This is a genomic window from Sphingobium sp. FW305-3-2-15-F-TSA7, from assembly GCF_058787155.1.
Genome location: NZ_JBYSZM010000002.1, coordinates 119,768 through 140,042, shown reverse-complemented (window position 1 = coordinate 140,042; position 20,275 = coordinate 119,768). Strand labels below are relative to the sequence as shown.

The 20,275-nt window shown below is 62.6% G+C and carries 12 protein-coding genes; 3 read left to right on the top strand and 9 right to left on the bottom strand.

Annotation, left to right across the window (positions count from 1 at the left end):
• Positions 1–203: 203 nt before the first annotated feature.
• A complete protein-coding gene (locus AC3WN8_RS01980; RefSeq protein WP_492667694.1) occupies positions 204–2,546 on the top strand; it encodes a TonB-dependent receptor in 2,343 nt (780 codons plus the stop codon).
• Positions 2,547–2,556: 10 nt separating this feature from the next.
• Positions 2,557–4,032, top strand: a complete 1,476-nt coding sequence (locus AC3WN8_RS01975) for an aldehyde dehydrogenase (RefSeq protein WP_492667693.1) — start codon at positions 2,557–2,559, stop codon at positions 4,030–4,032.
• A 22-nt stretch (positions 4,033–4,054) separates the two neighbouring features.
• Here the strand turns inward: AC3WN8_RS01975 and budC are convergent, their stop codons facing one another.
• Genes budC through AC3WN8_RS01945 form a run of 6 tightly spaced genes read right to left on the bottom strand, consistent with a single transcriptional unit; the run spans position 4,055 to position 11,613 of the window.
• Positions 4,055–4,867 carry a meso-2,3-butanediol dehydrogenase gene (gene budC, locus AC3WN8_RS01970; protein ID WP_492667692.1) on the bottom strand — a complete coding sequence of 271 codons (813 nt, stop codon included), beginning with the start codon at positions 4,865–4,867 and terminating at the stop codon, positions 4,055–4,057.
• A 24-nt stretch (positions 4,868–4,891) separates the two neighbouring features.
• On the bottom strand, positions 4,892–5,842 hold the full coding sequence (locus tag AC3WN8_RS01965; protein WP_492667691.1) for a hypothetical protein: 951 nt from the start codon (positions 5,840–5,842) through the stop codon (positions 4,892–4,894).
• A gap of 13 nt (positions 5,843–5,855) precedes the next feature.
• On the bottom strand, positions 5,856–8,057 hold the full coding sequence (locus AC3WN8_RS01960) for a PQQ-dependent dehydrogenase, methanol/ethanol family (RefSeq protein WP_492667690.1): 2,202 nt from the start codon (positions 8,055–8,057) through the stop codon (positions 5,856–5,858).
• A gap of 2 nt (positions 8,058–8,059) precedes the next feature.
• The gene (locus AC3WN8_RS01955; RefSeq protein ID WP_492667689.1) at positions 8,060–8,818 is read right to left on the bottom strand and encodes a hypothetical protein; all 759 of its coding nucleotides are present in this window, start codon (positions 8,816–8,818) and stop codon (positions 8,060–8,062) included.
• 1 nt (position 8,819) lies between these two features.
• Positions 8,820–10,979 (bottom strand): flavin-containing monooxygenase, encoded by a 2,160-nt coding sequence (locus AC3WN8_RS01950; RefSeq protein WP_492667786.1) that lies wholly within the window; start codon positions 10,977–10,979, stop codon positions 8,820–8,822.
• A 34-nt stretch (positions 10,980–11,013) separates the two neighbouring features.
• Complete coding sequence (locus tag AC3WN8_RS01945) at positions 11,014–11,613, bottom strand: aspartyl/asparaginyl beta-hydroxylase domain-containing protein (RefSeq protein ID WP_492667688.1); 600 nt, start codon at positions 11,611–11,613, stop codon at positions 11,014–11,016.
• 92 nt (positions 11,614–11,705) lie between these two features.
• On the opposite strand from AC3WN8_RS01945, the gene AC3WN8_RS01940 reads away from it, so the two are divergent.
• Complete coding sequence (locus tag AC3WN8_RS01940; protein WP_492667687.1) at positions 11,706–12,932, top strand: hypothetical protein; 1,227 nt, start codon at positions 11,706–11,708, stop codon at positions 12,930–12,932.
• A gap of 34 nt (positions 12,933–12,966) precedes the next feature.
• On the opposite strand, the gene AC3WN8_RS01935 is transcribed toward AC3WN8_RS01940, so the two are convergent.
• The 3 genes from AC3WN8_RS01935 to AC3WN8_RS01925 all read right to left on the bottom strand — a co-directional run bounded on the left by AC3WN8_RS01935 (position 12,967) and on the right by AC3WN8_RS01925 (position 20,273).
• Positions 12,967–15,414 carry a penicillin acylase family protein gene (locus AC3WN8_RS01935; RefSeq protein WP_492667686.1) on the bottom strand — a complete coding sequence of 816 codons (2,448 nt, stop codon included), beginning with the start codon at positions 15,412–15,414 and terminating at the stop codon, positions 12,967–12,969.
• Between the two features lie 87 nt (positions 15,415–15,501).
• Positions 15,502–18,510 (bottom strand): TonB-dependent receptor plug domain-containing protein, encoded by a 3,009-nt coding sequence (locus AC3WN8_RS01930; protein WP_492667685.1) that lies wholly within the window; start codon positions 18,508–18,510, stop codon positions 15,502–15,504.
• Between the two features lie 434 nt (positions 18,511–18,944).
• Positions 18,945–20,273, bottom strand: a complete 1,329-nt coding sequence (locus tag AC3WN8_RS01925) for a cytochrome b/b6 domain-containing protein (protein WP_492667684.1) — start codon at positions 20,271–20,273, stop codon at positions 18,945–18,947.
• Positions 20,274–20,275 lie beyond the last annotated feature (2 nt).

Below are 20,275 nucleotides of genomic sequence, written 5' to 3'. Positions count from 1 at the left end.
CGGGGCTCTGTCCGTACGGCACTGTAACATCGGGCATCGATCCCGGCGTCATCCATATCGCAGATGCCACTCATGTCGTTCAGGGATTTGACCTGTTTCCGCTTTGCTGCTTCAAATTGCGTAATAAAATTACAAAAATGCTGCAAATAATGCCCGGCGCGCTCTTCGTGCGGGTTGCGGTCAATCGGCTGGGGAGGGTCAGGATGAAAGCGGATTCAGGTCATTGCGCTGTGGGGCTGCGCAACTTTCTCCGTTCGAAGACGGCGGTGAAGCGATTCTCGTTCGGCGTCTGTTTCCTCGCCGCGATGGGCGCCGGCGGCCCGGCCTATGCGCAGGCGGCCGACCAGGCGAAAGATGGAAGCGCGGCGACTTCGTCGGACGGCGATATCGTCGTCACCGCGTTTCGTCGCGATCAGCGGCTGATCGATATCGGCGCCAGCATTTCGGCACTTTCCTCGGAGAACATTGCCGAAGCACGCATCGAACAGGTCAAGGATATTGCGCGCTCCATCCCCAATATCGACGTCCGTGAATCCATTCCGGGCATCTCGCCGGTATTGACGATCCGCGGGGTCGGTCTGGACGATTTCAGCACAACGAACAGCCCGGCGACCGGCGTCTCGATCGACGATGTTCCATTGTCGTCGATCGCGCTGATGAACACCGACTTTTTCGACATCGAACGGATCGAGGTGGTCAAGGGGCCGCAGGGGACGCTGTACGGCCGTAACACCGTTGCCGGCGCGATGAACATCATCTCGGCCAAGCCAAAAGGCTCCTTCGATGCGGCGGTGTCAGCGGGATACGGAAGTTACCAGACGTTCGATGTCGAGGGGATGGTCAACATCCCGCTGGCCCAGGGTCTGGCCATGCGGCTGAGCGGCAAGACGATCCAGCAGAACAAGGGATTCTGGACGAGCTCGCGGTTGATCGGCGGTGCGATCGGCGAACGCGATGTGGGCGAACGGCATGTCTGGATGGGTCGCGCCCAGCTTGGTTATGCCTCGGGCGAAGGGCTCGATCTCAACCTGAAATATGAATATCAGCAGGCCCGGTCCGAGATGGGCCAGTATGAATTTTTCGGGGCGTTCGTTCCGGGCTCGCCTTTTGTGGCCTGCGCGCCCGTGCTGGCCGGCACGGTCGACAACAGCAAGTGCGCCGACGCCTATGGCTTCACCAACAGCAGCAACGATCCGTACGATATCGATCAGGCTTTCGACCTGCCTTACAACCTCAACCAGCATTCGCTGGCATTCTCGGCAAATTACGACCTGGGCGATGTGAAGCTGACTGCGATAACCGGTTATATCGACTTCAAACGCGCTTATCGGATCGATGTGGACGCAACGCCACGCGTCGCGCTCGACTTCATCCAGCGTGACAAAGTCCGGCAATTCAGCCAGGAACTGCGCCTCGCATGGGATTCGGATCTGGTCGACGTGATCGTCGGTGGTTTCTATTCCTGGGATCGGGCGAGCGGCGTCAACGACAATATGCTGAACGAGTTTCCCCTGGTGTTGTTCGGCTTCCCGGGGCAGGTTGGCACCACCACCTTCGACCAGCGCACAAAATCGGCAGCCGGCTTCGTCAACGGAACCTGGCATCTCGCCGGCAATCTCGACCTGATAACCGGCGCGCGCTACACTTGGGAGCGCCGTCATTACGCCGGCGGCACCAATTTTCCGCTATGCCCAATATCGACAAATCCTTGCGCGCCCTTCGGCATCTTCAGCTCCTATGTCGATACGACGATCAGCGACAAGAATCTCTCGTGGAAACTCGGCCTGGACTACCGCGTCGCGCCGGACACGCTGCTTTACGCCAGCGTGTCGAAGGGCACGAAAAGCGGCGGTTTTGTATCCCGCATCTCCACCGTTCCCGGCCAGTTGTTGCCGTTCAAGCCGGAGGCACTGATCGCCTATGAAATTGGCGTGCGATCGCAACCTTCGCGCAGCGTCTCGGTCAATGCGGCGACCTTCTATTATGAGTTCAAGGATGTGCAGGCGCTCATTCGAGACGGCTCGCTCTCGGTTCCGATCGAACGGCTGGGCAATATTCCCGGCACCTCGAAAATCTATGGCGTCGAAGCCGACGTGACTTTCCGGCCGTTCAGGGGGCTCACGCTGCAGTCCGGAATTGGACTCCTGAATACGAAGCTGGCGACATTCACCAATGGTGGCGGCACGTTCACCGACAATGATTTCGCGAATGCGCCTGGGATCACCTGGAACGGTCTCGCCCGATACGAAACGCCGATCGGGGGCGGGGATCTCAACCTCGCGCTACAGGGCAATTTCGCGCACCAGGGTTCAGCCTTCAAGGATGCGTCGAACAACATCTTCACCGTCCAGAAGCCCTATTGGCTGTTCGACGCCCGCGTTGCGCTGTCGTCGGAAAGCGGAAAATGGGAGGTTGCCTTGTGGGGCAAGAATCTGACCGACGAGGTCTATACCGTGTCGGGATCGACGCTGACCGGGCTGGGTGTCATTGCCCGAACCGTCAATCCGCCGCGCACTTACGGTCTCTCGCTTTCCTGGAAATATTGAGAAGATCGTGATGACGACCGGCACGGAAATCGCAAGGCATTCGGGCCATGTGTTCATCGGCGGCGAGTGGGTCCTTCCAATGGGCGGCAACCGGATCGCCATCGTCTCCCCCGACAGCGAAGCAGAATTCGCGAGTGTCGCCGAAGCGGTGGAAGCGGACATGGACCGGGCGGTGGCGGCCGCCCGGGACGCCTTCGACAATGGCCCTTGGTCGGGGATGGCGGCGAGCGAACGCGCGGCCCTGCTGCGCAAGATGGTCGACTATCTGACGACGGCGGAACCGAGACTGGCGCAGGCATGGACCCGGCAGGTCGGCGGGCTCACCACGCATGCGCCGGGCATGACGACGCTCGGTACGATGACCTTTGCCAACACGCTGTCGATGGCTGACAGTTTCGAATTCGAGACTTTTCGCCGGGGTCAGATGGTCGGTGGCGTGATCGTCAGGCGCGAACCTGTTGGCGTCGTCGCCGCGATCGCGCCTTGGAATGCGCCCTACATCATCATGATCTCCAAAGTCGCCAATGCCTTGTTGGCGGGCTGCACGGTGGTGATGAAGCCGGCACCGGAAACCCCGCTCGAGGCCTATATCATTGCGGAAGCGGCCGAAGCAGCGGGTCTTCCCGCCGGTGTACTGAATCTCGTCTGCGGCAATCGAGCAGCGTCTGATCATCTCGTGCGCAATGTCGATGTCGACAAGGTCAGTTTCACTGGATCGACCGATACGGGAAAGCATATCGGCTCGCTATGTGCCGGACGGGTAGCGCGCTGCACGCTGGAACTGGGTGGGAAATCGGCGGTGATCGTGCGCGACGATTTCGCGACCCAGGACGTGGCGGCGTTGCTCGTCGGCACGATCAGCATGATGAGCGGGCAGATCTGCGCAATGCTCAGTCGCGCGATCGTCCCGAGAAAGCGCCATGACGAACTGGCCGACGCGATCGCCGGCGAAATGCGGAAGATCCGGATCGGCCACAGCGACGATCCGGCAACGCAGATGGGCCCCGTGGCGATGAAGCGGCAGCTCGAAAAGGTCGAAGCCTATATCGCTGACGGCAGACAGACCGCCGACCTGGTCACCGGAGGCAATCGTCCATCCCGCCTCAATCGCGGCTATTTCATCGAACCGACCTTGTTCGCCAATGTCGATAACCGATCGCGTATCGCACAGGAGGAAATCTTCGGCCCGGTTCTCTGCCTTATCGCTGCAGACGACGAGGACCACGCCATTCATATCGCCAATGACAGCCGATATGGCTTGTCCGGCGCGGTTCTGACGCACGATGCCGACGCCGCCTATGCGATTTCCCGGCGCGTTCGGACGGGGACGATGAATCAGAACGGCATCAAGCTCGAACTCGGCGTGCCCTTCGGCGGCTATAAGCAGTCGGGTATCGGTCGTGAGGGCGGGCCGGATGGCTTGATGGCGTATCTTGAGACCAAGACCATCCTGCTGGACGGGGTGCCGGGCAAATTCGTAAACTGATCGTCAGCGGAGCGGTCGGCGATCAGTCCGGCTGTTCGGCCCTGCTGGCCAGCCAATCCTCGACATTGGGCTGCCCCGTGCCGGCCATTCGGCCGCCGTCGACGACGAGCGTCGTCCCGGTCACATAGGACGCCTCGTCGGATGCGAGAAACAGTGCTGCGCTGGCAATTTCTTCGGGACGTCCGGCGCGTCCCAGCGGCAGGCTGCGCATATAATCCCTGGTGAAAGCGGGGAGGGCGTCCAGCGCGCCGTTCAGCATCGGCGTATCGACCAGACCGGGGCACAGCGCGTTGATCCGGATATTGTCCGTCCCGTGATCGAGGGCGAGGGTGCGGGTGTAGTTGATCACCGCCGCCTTGGCCGCACTGTAGGGGGAGAAATCCCGATCGCCGCGCATGCCCGAGATGGACGCGGTGTTGACGATCGACCCGCCCCCCCTTCGCTGCATCAGCGGGATGGCGCGGCGGCAAGCAAAGAATACCGCATGCAGATCGACCTCGATCACCCGCAGCCATGTCTCGATGGCCATATCCGGCGTTTTTCCGTTGCCGCCAATCGCGGCGTTGTTGATCAGTATATCGACCCCGGCACCGGCGGCCGAGAGCCATCGGTCGGCATCGTCGATCATCGCATTGACCTGCTCGGCCTTGCCGACGTCACAATGGACATAGCGGCAATCCTGCTCGCCGAACTGCTGGGCAAGCGAACGCCCGAGATCCTCGTTCACATCGACGACGACCGCCTTGGCGCCTTCGGCGATAAACCGCCGCACGATCGCAGCCCCGATGCCGGACGCCCCCCCGGTCACGATGGCACCGCGGTCCTTCAACCTCATCGGATCTGTCCGGTCGAGTGCATGTCAGCCATGCGGTTTCAGCTTTTCCAGCCGCATATATTTCTCACCCTGTTCGACGATGATCCAGGTCAGCGGCTGATGCAGTTCGATCGGGACGCCGCTCAGCGTTTCCGCATACCAGCCGAATTGCGCGGTCGCTTCGAATCTTTGGTCGGGCAGGGGAGTGACCTCGATCGATTCAAAGCGGTGGGTATTGGATTTGAGCAGCGAAGGCCCCGTCGCGAACCATTCCCTGACGCCATCGAATCCGCGAATGACCGTATCCTCGGTGCCGTCGGTTCCCGCGAGCATCCCCTTCATTTCCTTGAAGTCGGTCACCGTCTCGGCTCGTCCGTCGCTCCGATCCTGCTTGGAGGAGATCAGCCCGTGAAACTCGAGCTGCGGCATGACCAGTTCCTCGAGGCCGGAGGCATCGCCGTTCAACGTATCCATGACGGCCTGCCACTGTATCAGGGCGGCCTTGATCCGGTGCTCGACATAGCTATCGACGAATTCCGCTCGTTCGATCGTCTTGCCCAGCCCGCCGCTAACCCGGGTGAGCACCATGCGCGCGGGGCCGATCTTCTTCAGGATATTGTCGCAGTGACTGTGGCCGCTCACAAGCTCTCCGTCGGTTTCGAGCTGATAGGTGTAGTTCGCCTGAAGCCGGTAGTACCCGTCACCCAAAGCGGTCACCTTGATATCGTTATCGTTGATGGCATGCGACCTGCGAATGCCGGACGGCAGGGCCGCCATGGTGGCCTTGACCGCATCGATGCCGGTGATGTCGACGCCGCCGTCGGGTAAATCGATATGAACATCCTCGTCGAAAAGCCCCTCGTAAAATGGGGCGATGTCCATGCCCTCCGGAGCTTCGAACAGGCCCCACCAGCGATAGAGCATCGACGCCGCGGCATTGTGGTCGCCAAGATCGGCGTCCACATAGGCCGGGCGTGAGGAATGGATGTCAGGCACTGTGTCGGCTCCCTCAATTGGTTGAATGCGGTGCCGGCGTCGTTTGCGCGGCTTCGTAAGTCTTCCATTGCTGTTCTATGGCGAACATATGGATCAGGTCGGCATCGGGCCGTGACAGAACGCTGCTGAAATTGCCCATGCCCTTCGCGGCGCGGCTGCCCTGCATTACGATCGCCATGAAATCCTTGTGCGTTTGTGCGGACATTCTGGAGAGGTCCGGTACCTTGCCGCCCGCCGCCGCGTGGCACACCGCACAGTTCCGCTGGAACAGCTGCGCGCCCGCGCGGTGCTGAGCAGGCGAACCTCGCCGCGGCACAGGCGGCGGCGACAGCATCTCTTCGTCATGACGGGCCAACGGGCGCTGAGGCACAGCGCCGCCGCCCAGCTTGAAGGCGACGATACGCCCGCGATTGCCGAATTCGTAAGCCGCGGTTCCGGGCGGGCCTGCCCTGCCGAGCGCGCCGCCGAGGCCCGCCATGATTGCGACATATTGCTCGCCGTCGATCCTGTAGGTCATGGGTGCGGCCATCATGCTGGTACCGACATCGACGACGCCAAGCTGCTTGCCCGAGGCGGCGTCGAGGATCGCCAGCTCGCCGGTGCTGCGGCCCTGGAATACGAGCCCTCCGCCGGTGGACATCACACCGCCGCCGTTCCAGCTCGCAAAAAAATCTCCGGCCCAGGCGCCCGAAGTATCGACCCGCCAGGCTTCTTTTTCGGCGATCGGATCCCAGGCAAGAAGGAACCCGCGCGTTCGATAATCGGGCTGCCCCTCGGCTAGCACCGCGATCGGAGGCAAGCTCTTGGCTGCTTCACCGTCGAGCCCGAACGGACCAGGCGTCGGAAAGATGACTGAAACCGCGGTGTTGGCGCCGCCCTTCTGGTAAGCGAATTTCCCGACCGGAAGCGTGTAGATCATGGGGAAGCTGTAAGCGGGGATATAGACCAGCCCGGTGTCGGGGCTGAACGACATCGGGTGCCAATTGTGTCCTCCGGCGCTTCCGGGGAAGACAAGCTTCGGCCCGGTCGAATAGTCGCCCTGTCCAGTCTCGACCGGTCGGCCCGTCGCCATTTCGACATGGCTCGCCCAATTGACCGGTACATAGGGTTTGGCGGAGAGCAGTTCTCCGGTCCGGCGGTCCAGTACGTAGAAGAAGCCGTTCTTGGGGGCCTGCATCAACACCTGCCGAACCTTTCCGGCGATCTTGATGTCGGCAAGGACCATCTTCTGCGTAGCCGTATAATCCCAGCTTTCCGCTGGCGTCGTCTGATAGTGCCACAGCAGCCGGCCGCTTTCGGGGTCGATCGCCAGGATCGACGACAGGAACAGATTGTCGCCGCCGACCGGGCTGCGAAGCTTGCGGTACCAGGGCGCCGCGTTCCCGGTGCCGACATAGAGAATGTTCAGCCTGGGATCCCACACCATCGAATCCCACGCCGTACCACCCAGGCCGACGTCCCAGCGACTCTTCGGATCCCAGGACTTCGCGGCCATCGCGAGCTCGGGATGTTCGAAGCCCTTGGCCGGATCGCCAGGCACGGTGAAGAAGCGCCAGGCCTGTTTGCCGGTCTCGAGGTCGTAGGCAGTGAAATATCCGCGCGCGTCCAGCTCTGCGCCGCCATTGCCGATCACGACGACCCTGTCCGCAACCTGCGGCGCGCCGGTGATCGAATAGCCGCGCTGGCGATCTGTGATGGTGTCGACCTTCCACGCGACGGCGCCCGACGCGGCGTTCAGCGCATAAAGATAGCCATCGAGCGATGCGACGTAGACTTTGCCCTTCCAGACGGCGACGCCGCGATTGACGACGCCGCAGCAAAGCTTCTGCATGACGCTGTCGTCGATTTCCGGTGTGAAGGTCCACAGCGCGCTGCCGGTTCTGGCATCGAGCGCATAGACCGCGCCCTTGGGGCCGCTGGCGTACATCACGCCGTCCACGACGATCGGCGTCGCCTCGAACCCGTCGGTGGTGTCGATCTCGTACTGCCACGCAAAGCCGAGCTGCGCAGCATTGTCCCGATCGATCTGCGCCAGCGGCGAAAAATAGCTTTGCTGATAATCCCTGCCGCCCGTCAGCCAGTCGCCGGGCGCCTCGCCGATGTTCAGCAGGCGTTCGGTTGAGACGTCGCCCGGCTCGCGGCGCACCTGACTCCGGCTTGCTCCAGCCATGCAGAGGAGCAGCAGAACCAGCGATGCGATGCTCCGCCGCCGCATGCTCAGTCCGTTTCCGGCAGGTCGAAGCGGTGCACGTCATCTCGTTCTATCCGAATCTCCCTGATCCGGGCAAAGCGTTCGGAAACATCGTCAACGATGCTCCAGGACTGGCGGTTCTTGCTGATAATGCCGCTGCCGTCGGGAAAGAGCGCCTCCGATTCCATGACGACAGTGACGATATATTCGCCGGCTTCGATCGTTTCGAACGAGACGTCGTGGATCATGTGATTGCTGGCGACAACCGATGCCAGTCGGCCAGTGACCCAGTCGTCAAGCATCGCCAAGGTGCTGATCGGAGGCTCGACATAGTGCAGAGCGAATGTGTCGGAGAGCAGTTCGCGAAACGGTCCCGGATCGCGGGCCGGGTTTTCGACCAGACTGGTGAAATAGTGCACGAGGCTCAATAGGCGGTTACGTACAAAAGGATCTTCGGATACGCCGGCTTCGCCGTCCTTGCCCTCGGAAATCTCGATTTTGGTGAAGTGGGGCAGGGCTCCATCCAGAGATATCTCCGCCTCGCAGCGCACCGTCATTCTGCGGACCGCATCGCCCTGCGGCGCGCCGACGTCGTAACAATCGAGTTCAGCCGTCACTGCGACGCGCCCGTCCTGCATGACATCCAGCCTGTGCGATCTGAGGCTGTGCGCACTGGGCTCGCGAAACTGGCACCACCGATGGAGCTGCGCGAGCGCACCATGTTTGACGAAACTCTCCTCCAGCCGCTTTTTCCTGGCAGGATCGATCTGCGGCCACCGGGTCATGCTATGCTGCCTTGGTCAGGTCGAACTCGCCGAAGTCGGGCGCGCGAACCATTTCGTAAAAATCCTGCAACGTCCAAGGCATGTTGACCCCAGAGCGTCCGAATTCATTGACGTAGTAGCTGCCGCCGCCGCCCTTTTCCTCTTCCCACAGCATCTCGCGCATCTCGGCATCCAGCCGGTCGTTATAGGCCTGATAGGCCGGCCGTTTGACTTCGATTGCGCCGCTTCCCGTTTCGATGACCTGCGTGATCAGGTTGCAGATATAGCGTGAGAAGATCTCTACCCAGCTGTGGAAACTGCCTGCGCGAACCCCGGCATTGGGGCCGTAGAGCATGAAGAAATTGGGAAAGCCCGGCATGGTCATGGTCATATGCGCGCGCGCACCGTCCCTGGCCCAATTATCCTGCAACCTGATGCCGTCCCGACCGACATAGTCGACGGGCCAGAGATATTGCGACACCTTGAAACCGGCGCACAGTACGACGAGGTCGAACGCCCGCTCGACGCCGTTTTTATCCAAGATACCGTCTGCGGTGAAACGGGCGATGCCGCTGGTTTCGAGCGTCACGTTGGGCCGGGTCAGGGTCTTGTAGAAGCCGTTGTCGACAACCAGTCGCCGCGAGATCGGCGCGAAGTCCGGAACGAGTTTCTCGAACAGATCGTCGCGGTCACCCACCTGTTTGCGAATGAAGTTCTTCAGCCCCTCGCGGAGCTGATCGTTCTTCTCGTTAATGAGCCCGCCCTTGGCCTGCCACGCGCGGTCGATCCGGTGGAAAGCCTGCATCTGCAGTTGTGACACATGATGGCTGTAGCTGTACCATTGGGCATAGCCGGGCATATTATCGAGCAGCCAGCGCTTCTCCGGCTCGACCTCGTTGCGATAACCCGGAATGCCGGTGACCCAATTTGGCGTCCGCTGGTAGATCACGAGCGATTGCGCCTTGTCGGCCACCCCGCGCACCAGTTGCGACCCCGTCGAACCGGTTCCGACGACGGCCACCCGCTTGTCCGCATAATCATAGCTATGATCCCAGTCGGTCGAGTGGAACATCTTGCCCCTGAATTCGGCAATCCCTGGGATATCTGGCAGCTTTGGCGTGCTGAACAGGCCACTCGCGCTGATCACGAAATTGCTGCGGATGGTTTCTGGTACGCCGTCCGGACCCTCGATCTGGAGGATCCACCTGTTCTCGCCAGGCGACCATTCAGTGCGCGTTACCTTGGTGTTCAGCAAAATCTTGTCGCGCAGGCCGTATTTGTCGACGATATAGTCGACATAGTTGCGCAGCTCATCCTGCGTCGCGAAATAGCTTTTCCACGGATAGTTTTTCTCGAATTTGAACTGGTAGAGGAAACTGGTGATATCGACCCGCGCGCCGGGATAGTCGTTCAGGAACCAGGTGCCGCCAAGCCCTGCCTGCCGCTCGACGATGCGATAGCGAATTCCCAGCCCCTTCAACTGGATCGCAGCGATCAGGCCGCTGAACCCTGCCCCGATGATCGTGACATCATAGTCGGCAATGACCGATGGTGATGGCGGATTTGACCATTGGGCCGCCCGTGGAAAACCCTCGAACGCAAGTTCTTCCCATCCGAAATCATATTCCGAGGGACGAAGTGTATCGCCGGTAAAGAGTTCGATCAGGCGGGCGACCTCGGCTTTCCCGGGTTTTTTCGCAGGTTTGGTGCGGTCGCCTAGGAGGTAAGCCACGGCCTTTTGCCGGACCAGTTCATCGTTTTCCGGCGACAGAACCGAAAACAGAAACGGGCTTCCCGAACGCGCATGTTTGATCACCGTCATCGCGTGAAGTTCGGGGTCCTGGGTGTGCTGATAGAGCGCGATGCGCAGGACGTTCAGATTGGCGTGCTCCAGCGCACGGCGGACAAAGGCCTCGTCGATCTTTGCAGGCGATCGCGCTGTGCCGGCGTTGGGGGCAAATTTTTCGCCGGGGGAGTTTTCCAATGCGCTGAATTGCATTCTTCTCTCCCGGCCTCGTCCTATTTGCCGAATGGGATAGGTCACCGCCGCGGCGATCTTCAAATTCAATGGTCCAATGGTCGGTATCCGCCTCGTGCATCTTGGCACGAGCGTGAAAGCCGGTTCCGGGCAGGCGCAGGATGTGAAGTCTGTCGGAAAAATTCGAGCATGAGCGGGCGGCATCGCCAAATACGCCTTCAGCGCATTTTCAACACTCTCAGGCGGCGGTGCGCAGCATGCGTTCGAGCCAGTCGTTCATCCTGCAGTCGATGACGAGATGGACACGGTCCTCGGTTCCGCGGTTGGCGACGCGATGCGGGTCGGAAAGCCGCAGATACCAGGCGCTGCCGGGACGCATCGCGACAGGGATGCCGTTGAGCATGAATTCCACATCGGGGTTGGTGGTGATCGGTATGTGGATCCGCGCCTTTCCCCAGTCGGCGGCAAGGTCATGGTCCTCATGTTCCTTGATCAGCGACCCCGGGGTCAGCCGCATCAGCCGCGCCGCATCCTTCGGGCAGTCGAATGCCGCCAACACTTCGGTGAGATAGGGGGAGGCGGTCAGATTGGGCCCGTCGACGAATTCGGTCGCGGTCGGATCGGCATAGATCATCCTGACCGGATGGGTCTCGCCCTTGGCGTAGCGCAACGGCAGGACGCTCCAGTCGCCCTCGTAATTCTGCGGCACATAATGCCTGGTCCATGCGTCGCGTTCGAGCCGTTCGAGATCCTCGCGCAGCCGCGCCGGATCGAATGACAGCGGCAGGCACAGTCGATCAGCATAGCTGTGATCGGATTGTTGCGACACGATGAGCATGTTAGGCGGGCACCCCTGACCGGGGTCGATGCCCCGATATCCGGCCAGACTATCGGCCGCGGGGGCGGTTGGAAAGACGGCGTTCACGATCCATGTCAGCCAGCACCGATATCCGTGACGTCGCCGCTTCGCTCGACCGGTTTCGCGACTATGCGATGGGCGATGCCGCGCTGCTCCAGCGCCTTGCCCAGATTTATGACGACGCCGTCTTCGCCGCGGCCGTCGTCGAGGCCGCCATGGCGCAGGGCATAACGCTTTCGACCGGCGATGTCCGCAGTGCATTGATGCCCGACCCCCTCGGCCTGGCGCGGTTCGACGCGACGCCGCCGCGCGGGACTGCCTGGCCCGATCCGCAATGGCTGCCCTCGGCGATGGTTGCGGCCGGGCCGGAGATGGCGGTGGACTGGGTGCATCTTGCCGGCCGGCGCCTGACCGATCCGTTCTTCATGGAGTCGCTGTTCCGCGCGCGGCCGCTGCCGATCAACCGGCTGATGCGCTGTCGCACGTCACTGTCCGGCTTCGCACAGGGCGTGCCGGCAGAGGGCCTCGCCGTTCCGGACGGCTTCGTGTTTCATCTGTCGCGCTGCGGCTCGACGCTCGTCGCGCAGATGCTGGCGGCGATGGACGACGCCATTGTCGTGTCGGAGCCGCCCCCGCTCGATGATGTGATCCAATGGGCCCGCATGCGCGCCGATCTGCCGGCCGAGTTTCGCGTTGATCTCGTGCGGGCGATGATAGGGGCGCTTGGCCGCGATCGGACCGGCGGATCGCGACATTATGTCGTCAAGCTCGACTGCTGGCATATGCTGGCATTGCCGCTGTTACGGCGTGCCTTTCCCGACACGCCATGGGTCTTCCTCTATCGTGACCCTATCGAGATCCTGGTATCGCATATGCGCATGAGGGGTATCCAGACCATCGCCGGCGGCCTCGCCGAAACCTTCGGGATCGTCGATGGCGAAACCATGCCGGTCGAGGAATATACCGCACGCGTGCTGCGCCGCATTTCGGAAGCGGCGATCGAACATCAGGCGCTCGGCGGGGGACTGCTGATCAATTACGACGCGCTGCCGGGCGCGGTGGAGGCGCAGATCCTGCCGCATTTCGGGATCGACCCCGATGACGAGGCCCGCGCGGCGCTGCGAGGGGCCAGTGGGAAGGATGCCAAGGCGCCGGCGCAGGCGTTCAGCCGCGACATCGAACGCAAACAGCAAGCCGCGACGCCGGCGGTCCACACTGCGGTGGCCGAACATCTGGCCGAACCCTATCGTCAACTCGAGGCACTGCGCCTTGCGCAGAGTGCTGTCCCGGTTTCCTAACAAGCGCGATCCGTTATCGTCCCGACCCTTGCCTCTATCTCGGCGCAGGCCGGTATTCCAGGGTTTCGGTTGATGTCGCGCTGGCACGGACCTCGTCGAGGCTGAGCGGAATCTTTTTCAGCTCATTGGTCTCGTGCATCATGGTCTGGTCGGCAAGGTGCGGATTGCCCCTGCCTTTGGGATCGATAAACAGATTCTGGCCGCCCGCATCGATCACCGAATAAAGTGCGCGCCGGTCGCGACCGACCTCCATCAGTCCGACCCAGCTTTCCCCGCCATTGTGCGGTGCCATTGTGGGGCCGAGCCGGAGCACGGCCGACAGGCGGCTCTGCGGGCCGTCTTCCGCAAGCGGCGGGCGCTCCGGCGTCGCGAGGCTGGTGTCGAAATATTTCCAGAAGATCGGCTGCTTCCATTCGGCTATATCCTTGCCGGGAAAGCGGGGCTTGAGCTCCGCGATCACCGCCTTGATCGTGTCGATCATGACGGCGGTGCGGTCGCGCCCGTTGAAATAATCGACGCTCAAGGGCGCGCCGGCATCGCCGCCCTGGAAAGCGCGCAGCAACAGGCTCGTCTGGTAGGTCAGGTAACGATCGTCGTCGATCTTCTTCCACCAGTCGCCCATGTCGTCGCCGAACAGCGTCCGTGGCGCGACCTGCAGCCAGGCCCGGTAAAGCGTCAGCCCCGGATTGTCGTATCTCTGGTCGGCGTCACGGTCCTGATAGAGGCCGTCGAAGCTCAGCATCAATTCGCCGGCGCGCCTGACCTCCGGATCGGTGCTCGTCTCGATCGCCTTGCGGATATAGGGCGCGAAGAAGTCCGGCGCGGCCTGGTTGCGATCGACCGCGCCGAGCGCGTTGAATATCTTGCCGTTGAACTCGCGCATGTCGAGCAGTGTCAGCGCGCGGCCCGCCTTGGCTAGCCGGTCGCCCAGCCAGGTCCGGAACGTCGCGCCGATCCGGGCATTGTCGCCTTCGGGCGACCAGGCCGTCGCCTTGCTGTTCCATGAAAAGAGATAATCCTGGCGCGGATTGATCGTCCGGGGTTTTTCGTCCGGGGTCAGGAAACCGGTCCAGTCATATTCGCCCGTCCCCGGCGTCGGCAGCCGCGGATCGACGCCTGCGGCCTTTTTGGGGAGCGCACCGGCCTCGAAATAGGCGATCGTGCCGTCTTCGCCGCCATAGCAGGCGCCGAGATTCCAGCCGAGACGGTCGACGCCCTTTTCCTTGAATTCGGCCAGGCTCTTCGCGCGGCCCATTTCCGCAAAGGCGACCCATGTGTCGAGTTCCCGGCCATGGACGCCCATTTGCTGCGAATAGGCGACGCCGCTTTCGGCGTCCCAGGAGATCACGGGGCCATGGATCGTCCAGGCGACTTCATGCGCGATGGGCGCGGCATCCTTGACGATGATCGTCTCGGTCCGGTGCAGCATCTTTTTCCACGCACCCTTGTACCAATATTCGTAGCGGGCCCTGGGGTTGAGCTTTTCGGCGAACACGGTGCCGGCTTCGCTGCTGCCCGAGACCAGCAGCCAGCCATGCTGTGCGCCGCGTCCCATCGTCGGGACACCCCAGCCGGTGGTGCCGAAACCCGCATTGTCGAAACCGCCGCCCTGCAAATGGATTTCCGGGCCGTCGGCCGTGGCCTCCAGCATCAGGACTTTCCCGCTTGCCGATTTTTTCGGGCCGATGACCATGCAGCGGCTCGCGCCCTTCGCCGGTTCGACCGGTGCGGCCTGGGCCGCGGCAGACGCCACGCTGCGGTTCGGCGCCAATTGCGCCGGGACAAGGACGGGGACGGGCATCGGCCGGGCAGGGGCGAGGTCCTCTCCGGCGGGGATTGTCGTCGGCGAATCCGGATCGGAGATCGGCACCACGTCGTTGAAGATCTGCCAGGCCTTCTTCTCGCCGTAGCGGGCCGTCATCTCCTTCAGAAATTTGAGATTCTGTATTTCATACGTGTCGCGTCCGAGCGGCGCCGCGGCGATGAGGGCAAGATATTCGACAAGGCTCCAGCGTGTGGGCCGGATGCCCCAGCGGATGAACTCGAGGGGCGTCCTGCGATCGGGATCGGCGTTCACCTCGTCGATGCTTTTGTTGATGCCGTCGACCATCGCTTGGATCATCTTTTGATGCTCGGGCGCCAATGCCCGATAACGGCGCATCAACTCGTCATCGGAAAGCCTGCGGCCCCGCATGACCTTGTCGATTTCGATCGCCGACTTGCCCAATAGCTCGGCGCGGCGGCCCTGTGTGCCATGCCGCGCCAGTTCCATCGCGGCGAGGCGATCATGGGCGATCGCATAGCCTGCGCCGAACATCACCGCGTCCGACGTATCGGCCAATATGTGCGGAACGCCGAACGCTCCGCGATAGATGGTCACCTTTTTCCCGGTCTCGTCCTGTGCATGGGCCGCAGCCAGCATGGCGGGGAGAACCGCCAGGCTGCTTGCCTTGCGCAGGAAGGACGAACGATGATTCCACATGAGAATGGCTCTCCACCGATTGGATCGAAGCGATATGAGGTTCATGCACGCATGTGCGGCATCAACCTCATCCGCGTCGGCCCTGGATCAGAAGTTCAGTTCGATGCCGGCCCGGATCACGGGGCCGAACTGGTCGAAACCGCCCCCGGACGGATCGATGACCTGGACCGATTCCATCACCGGCAAGCGTACGTTGAGGATATTGCTGACGCCAAAGGTGAATTTGGCTTCCTGGCCGCCCCTGATCCGCAGCCGGTACGATGCCGATATGTCGTTGTAGAAACGTGGGCCTGTTCGGTCCGGCGACTGCAATTCCCGGCTGATCCCGGGGGAAATATCGGTCAGGCTCTGGCTCGACTGATAACGGCCCTGCCAGCCGACCGTCAGGTCGCCGACCGAATAGGTGAGGCCGACGACGCCCTTATATTTGGGATAGCCGAAATAGCCGTCGAGCACATTGTACTGATCCGGGCGCGCCTGAAAGGTGAAGGTCCGGAGGCGATGCAGATAGGTGAATGCCAGATTGGCGGAGATGCGGCCGGCGCCGAGCGGGCGGGCGTAGAATAATTGCGTGTCTAGCCCCGATGTCTGCAGCTTCGACGTGTTGACATAGGTGCTGTTGCCGGTGGTGATGCTGAAGAAATTCGCTCCGGGCGTCTTGTCGCGGGTGATCAGCGCGCACAGATCCTTGTCCGGGCCGCCAGCGCGATCGACGCAATTCTCGGCGATTTCCTGTGGGCTGAGGAAACTGATCGCGTCCTCGATCTTGATGTCGAACCAGTCGGCCGAGATCTGGAGGCCCGGCAGGAAATTCGGGGTCAGGACGAAACCGGCCGTCCAGCTGTCCGACACTTCGGGTTTGAGGTTGGGATTACCCGATACGATGAACGGCACGCCGATCCCGCCATTGACCGGGACGAAGCCGGCTGGCCGGCCCAGCGCCGCGCAATTGGCGGCGCGATTGGGATTGTTGCCCAGGTTGTTCTGCGAACAGGGATCGTTGACATTGGTCGTCTGCCCCTCGCTCGGTCGGAAGGCTTCGAAGATGTTGGGCGCACGAATGGCGCGGCTCAGCGTCGCGCGCAGGCGGAAACCGTCGAGCGGTTCCCAGATCGCCCCCGCCTTCCACGAGGTTGCCTGTCCTGCATGGCTGTAGCTCGCATGGCGCACGGCGCCTTCCACCGACAACAGCTTGGCAAAGGGCATGTCGGTCAGGATCGGCACGCTCAATTCGCCGAAGAATTCGGTGACGTGATAGCCGCCCGAATAATCCTGCGACGCCGCCTGGTTGGTCACGCCGGCCTTGATCAGCGGATCGGTGGTCCGGCCGTTGCGTTCCTTGCGATATTCGGCGCCGAGCGCGATGCCGATCGACCCGCCGCCCGGCATGGTGAGGAACTTGCTCGAATCTCCGGCAAGCGAGAAGCCCGCGGTGGTCTGCCGCACAAAGGCATTGGACACCGTCGTCGCGCGCACGAAATCCCGTGCCTGTTGCGAGCTGGCGGTCGAACCGAACGGATTGAAAGGCGCGCAGGCCGCGCTTCCCACGATATTGGGCCGCACATAACCCACCGGCTGCAGCGCCGGCACATCCATCCGGCATCGCACCTGCTGCGTGGCTGGATCGACCACGGCATCGAGCGCCGCGCGCAGATTGGGGATCAGCATGCGGTTGAAACCCGTGAACTTCGCCTTGGTGCGGCCATAGGTGCCGTAGATATCGTATCGGATATCGGAGACGCCGGTTTCGAGCTCACCCTTGAAGCCGCCGACGAAGGACAGGCTGTTGCGATCCACCTGGCTGTAGCGCAGCCCGACATCGGTAAACAGGCGATCGAGCAGCAGGGTCGTCGCGCCGGCCTGCAGAAGATTTTGGCGGAAGCTTTGGTTGAGGTAGGCGTTTTGCGCGATGTTGATCGGCAATGCCGACCGCAACACGGGCTGCCCTCGGCCATAGCTCGACGTATTGTTGTAATCGGCGCCGAAATAGGCGCGCACAGTGTCGCTCAGGTCATAATGCGCGCTCAGGTTGAGATTGTAGCGCTCGATGTCCGGAACCAGCGAAATCGAGTCGTCGAAGCGGAAGCAGGCCGGGCCGCAATTGTCGAATTTCCCGAACAGGCTGCCGTCGGTCAGACGGGCGATGGGGGCCGCGCGCGGCGTGCCGTCATCGTTGAAAATGAACGCGCCCAGGCCCGCCGTGTCACCGCGCACACCCACCGATCCATAGCCGGAGAACTGATATGCCTCGCCGCCGGCGACGACGATCCGGTCGGGAATGCCGTCATTGGGGCCCGTGTCGGCGGGATTGATCATGGCGACATAGTTTTTCATGTCGGCCTGGCGCGGCGTGATTTCCTTCACTTTCGCATAGTCCGCCGCCACGGTGATGTTGCCGCGGCCGTCGCCGAAATTATGCCCGGCGACGAGGCTGCCGCCAAAAGTGAAGCCTTCGGGGCCGCGTGAGGGCTGCGATCCGTTGAAGGACAGGCGGACTCCGTCGAAATTGTCCTTGAGCAGGATGTTCACCACGCCGGAGACCGCGTCCGAACCATAGATCGCCGATGCACCACCGGTGATGATCTCGACGCGTTCGATCAGATTGGGGTTGATCGAGTTGAGGTCGACCGCCGCACTGTCGGTGGTGCCCGAAACCCGGCGCTTGCCGTTGACGAGCACAAGCGTGCGGTTCGAACCGAGGCTGCGCAGATCGACGACGGCAAGGCCGCCGCTGGTCTCGCCGCGCGAGCCCGAAGCGCCGCCTTGCTGGTTCTGCTGCATGCTGCCCGAAAAGCCGATTGCGGGCTGCTGGGCGAGGGCGCGGCCGATGTCGAACTGCGCATTGTTCGATTCGAGCGTTTCGGAACTGACGACGCCGACCGGGGTCGGGAGGTCGAGCACCGGGCGGCCGATGCGCGAGCCGGTCACGACGATATCGCTTGCCGCGGCCGCTTCCTGATCGCCGGCGCCATTGTCCGGCACATCCTGCGCATATGCGGGACCGGCCAGCCCGGCCAGCATCGCTATCACGAGAAGGGAACTCGAAATCCTGAATTGCTTGTCGAATTTGCTGTGCGCAGCCGGCCCCTGGATCATTTTTTTCTCCACCCATGCCCTCTTGCCAAACGTCCCGTTGGTCGGGCGATGCGAGGGCCCGGCCTGTCTAGGTAAAGGGGGGGCATGATCCCAATGCAGGTTCGACATAGAATCATTCATGGATTATTTTGTAAGCAATCTCAGATTCTTGATGGGATTTCCGTTCGCCGTCGCGGCGCAATATGATCAATTCGGTCGAGTGGTCGTTCGACCGATCGCCTTTGAATATGCTCCGGAATGCTTTCACGCGCTCCTCACCGGCCGGAAAGCTTCGATAGCTTCGTTGCGTGGGTGGCGCTGATCCTATGAAAGGAGCAGGAGGCTTTCGACCGCCGTGTCAGCGCGGGCCTGATGCGGCCGCCAGGATGACCTGCTGAATCCGGATCGACGAGCACCCTTCACTTCAGGGCGAGCAACTCCCCGCGCGCACAGGTTCAACCGTTGCGTGTCGCCTTCACCTTGATCCGGATCCGGATCTGCTCCGACACCCACTCCGCCCTGGGGTCGGAGCTCTGGCCCAGATCGGCGCCGCGCCGCTTGATGACGATCTCGCCGCTCATCGATGCGACACCGTCCTGCACTTTCAGCTCGAACGGCAGCGTGACTGGCAGGTCGCGCCCCTTGATCGCGAGCACGCCCGTCGCCTCGAACCGGTCGCCGCCAAGCTTGCGGAACTGAGTGGCGGTGAAGGTGGCGATCGGATGACGCGCGGAATCGAACCATTCGGCCTGGGGCAGGGTCCGGTCGTGAAGCGGGATGCCGTCGCGCGCCGATGCGGTGGCGACTGCCACACGCACCGCCGATTGCGCCGGATTGGCCGGATCGAAGCGGATCAGCGCTGCCCAGTCGCCAAAGGCGCCGTCGAAGGCGACGTCCGCATGCGTTCCCGCGAAGCGGATGCTGCTCGCCTGTCGGTCGACCTGCCATGCCGGTGCCGGGCTGGCGGATACCGGGCCGGGGGATAGGGCGAGCCATGCCTGCGCGGCCGAGTTGACGGGGGCCGGAGATGATGCGGGGGCGGGGGCGCCGCCCGCCATGTCGGGGGTACCGCCGATGCGGATCGCAAGGCTCGCACCGACGAAGAACAGTGCGATCGCTGCAAAACCCAGCGCCAGCGCCGCGACCCGACCCCGCGGTGCAGGCGGCAGCGCGATCGCGCGTGGCGTGACACCGGGGACCATCTGGCCCAGCACTTCGTCGCGATCGACGAACTGGTGCTTCAGCGCCGCGCCGACATGCAGCACGAGCAACGCGACCGCGACCAATGCCATATTGGCGTGCAGCCATAGCAGCAGGTCGGCGGTGCTCGCGCGTGCGCCGTCGGCAAGTGTCGCGAGGCCGGGCAAATGCGGCACCGGCACCAGCCCGAAATAGACGGTGGGCACTTCCAGCGGGCTCGAGGTCGGGCTGCTCCAGCCGGTGGAGGCATAGGCCCAGCCCGACAGCGGCAGGCCGATCATCAGCGCGTAAAAGGCCCAATGCGTCGCCCGTGCCGCCCAGCGCTCCCATGCCGGCTGCTCCGCCGGGGACGGGGGCGGTGCGTGGAACAGCCGCCAGCCGAGCCGCACCAGGCTGAGCGCCAGGATCGTCAGGCCCACTGATTTGTGGATCTGGAATCCCGCCACTGCCTGTGCGCGGGTCTGCGCATCGTCCAGCGCCGTGCTCATCCACCAGCCGAGCAGGATCTGCCAGACGATCCCGATCGCGATCGCCCAGTGAAGGAGGATCGCGACCGTGGTGTAACGCTTGCCGGCCGTCGCCACGC

Coding starts and splice junctions, on each gene's coding strand:
- AC3WN8_RS01980 (WP_492667694.1), top strand. CDS start 204: ATGAAAGCGGATTCAGGTCATTGCGCTGTGGGGCTGCGCAACTTTCTC.
- AC3WN8_RS01975 (WP_492667693.1), top strand. CDS start 2,557: ATGACGACCGGCACGGAAATCGCAAGGCATTCGGGCCATGTGTTCATC.
- budC (WP_492667692.1), bottom strand. CDS start 4,867: ATGAGGTTGAAGGACCGCGGTGCCATCGTGACCGGGGGGGCGTCCGGC.
- AC3WN8_RS01960 (WP_492667690.1), bottom strand. CDS start 8,057: ATGCGGCGGCGGAGCATCGCATCGCTGGTTCTGCTGCTCCTCTGCATG.
- AC3WN8_RS01955 (WP_492667689.1), bottom strand. CDS start 8,818: ATGACCCGGTGGCCGCAGATCGATCCTGCCAGGAAAAAGCGGCTGGAG.
- AC3WN8_RS01950 (WP_492667786.1), bottom strand. CDS start 10,979: ATGCCGCCCGCTCATGCTCGAATTTTTCCGACAGACTTCACATCCTGC.
- AC3WN8_RS01945 (WP_492667688.1), bottom strand. CDS start 11,613: ATGCTCATCGTGTCGCAACAATCCGATCACAGCTATGCTGATCGACTG.
- AC3WN8_RS01940 (WP_492667687.1), top strand. CDS start 11,706: ATGTCAGCCAGCACCGATATCCGTGACGTCGCCGCTTCGCTCGACCGG.
- AC3WN8_RS01935 (WP_492667686.1), bottom strand. CDS start 15,414: ATGTGGAATCATCGTTCGTCCTTCCTGCGCAAGGCAAGCAGCCTGGCG.
- AC3WN8_RS01930 (WP_492667685.1), bottom strand. CDS start 18,510: ATGATCCAGGGGCCGGCTGCGCACAGCAAATTCGACAAGCAATTCAGG.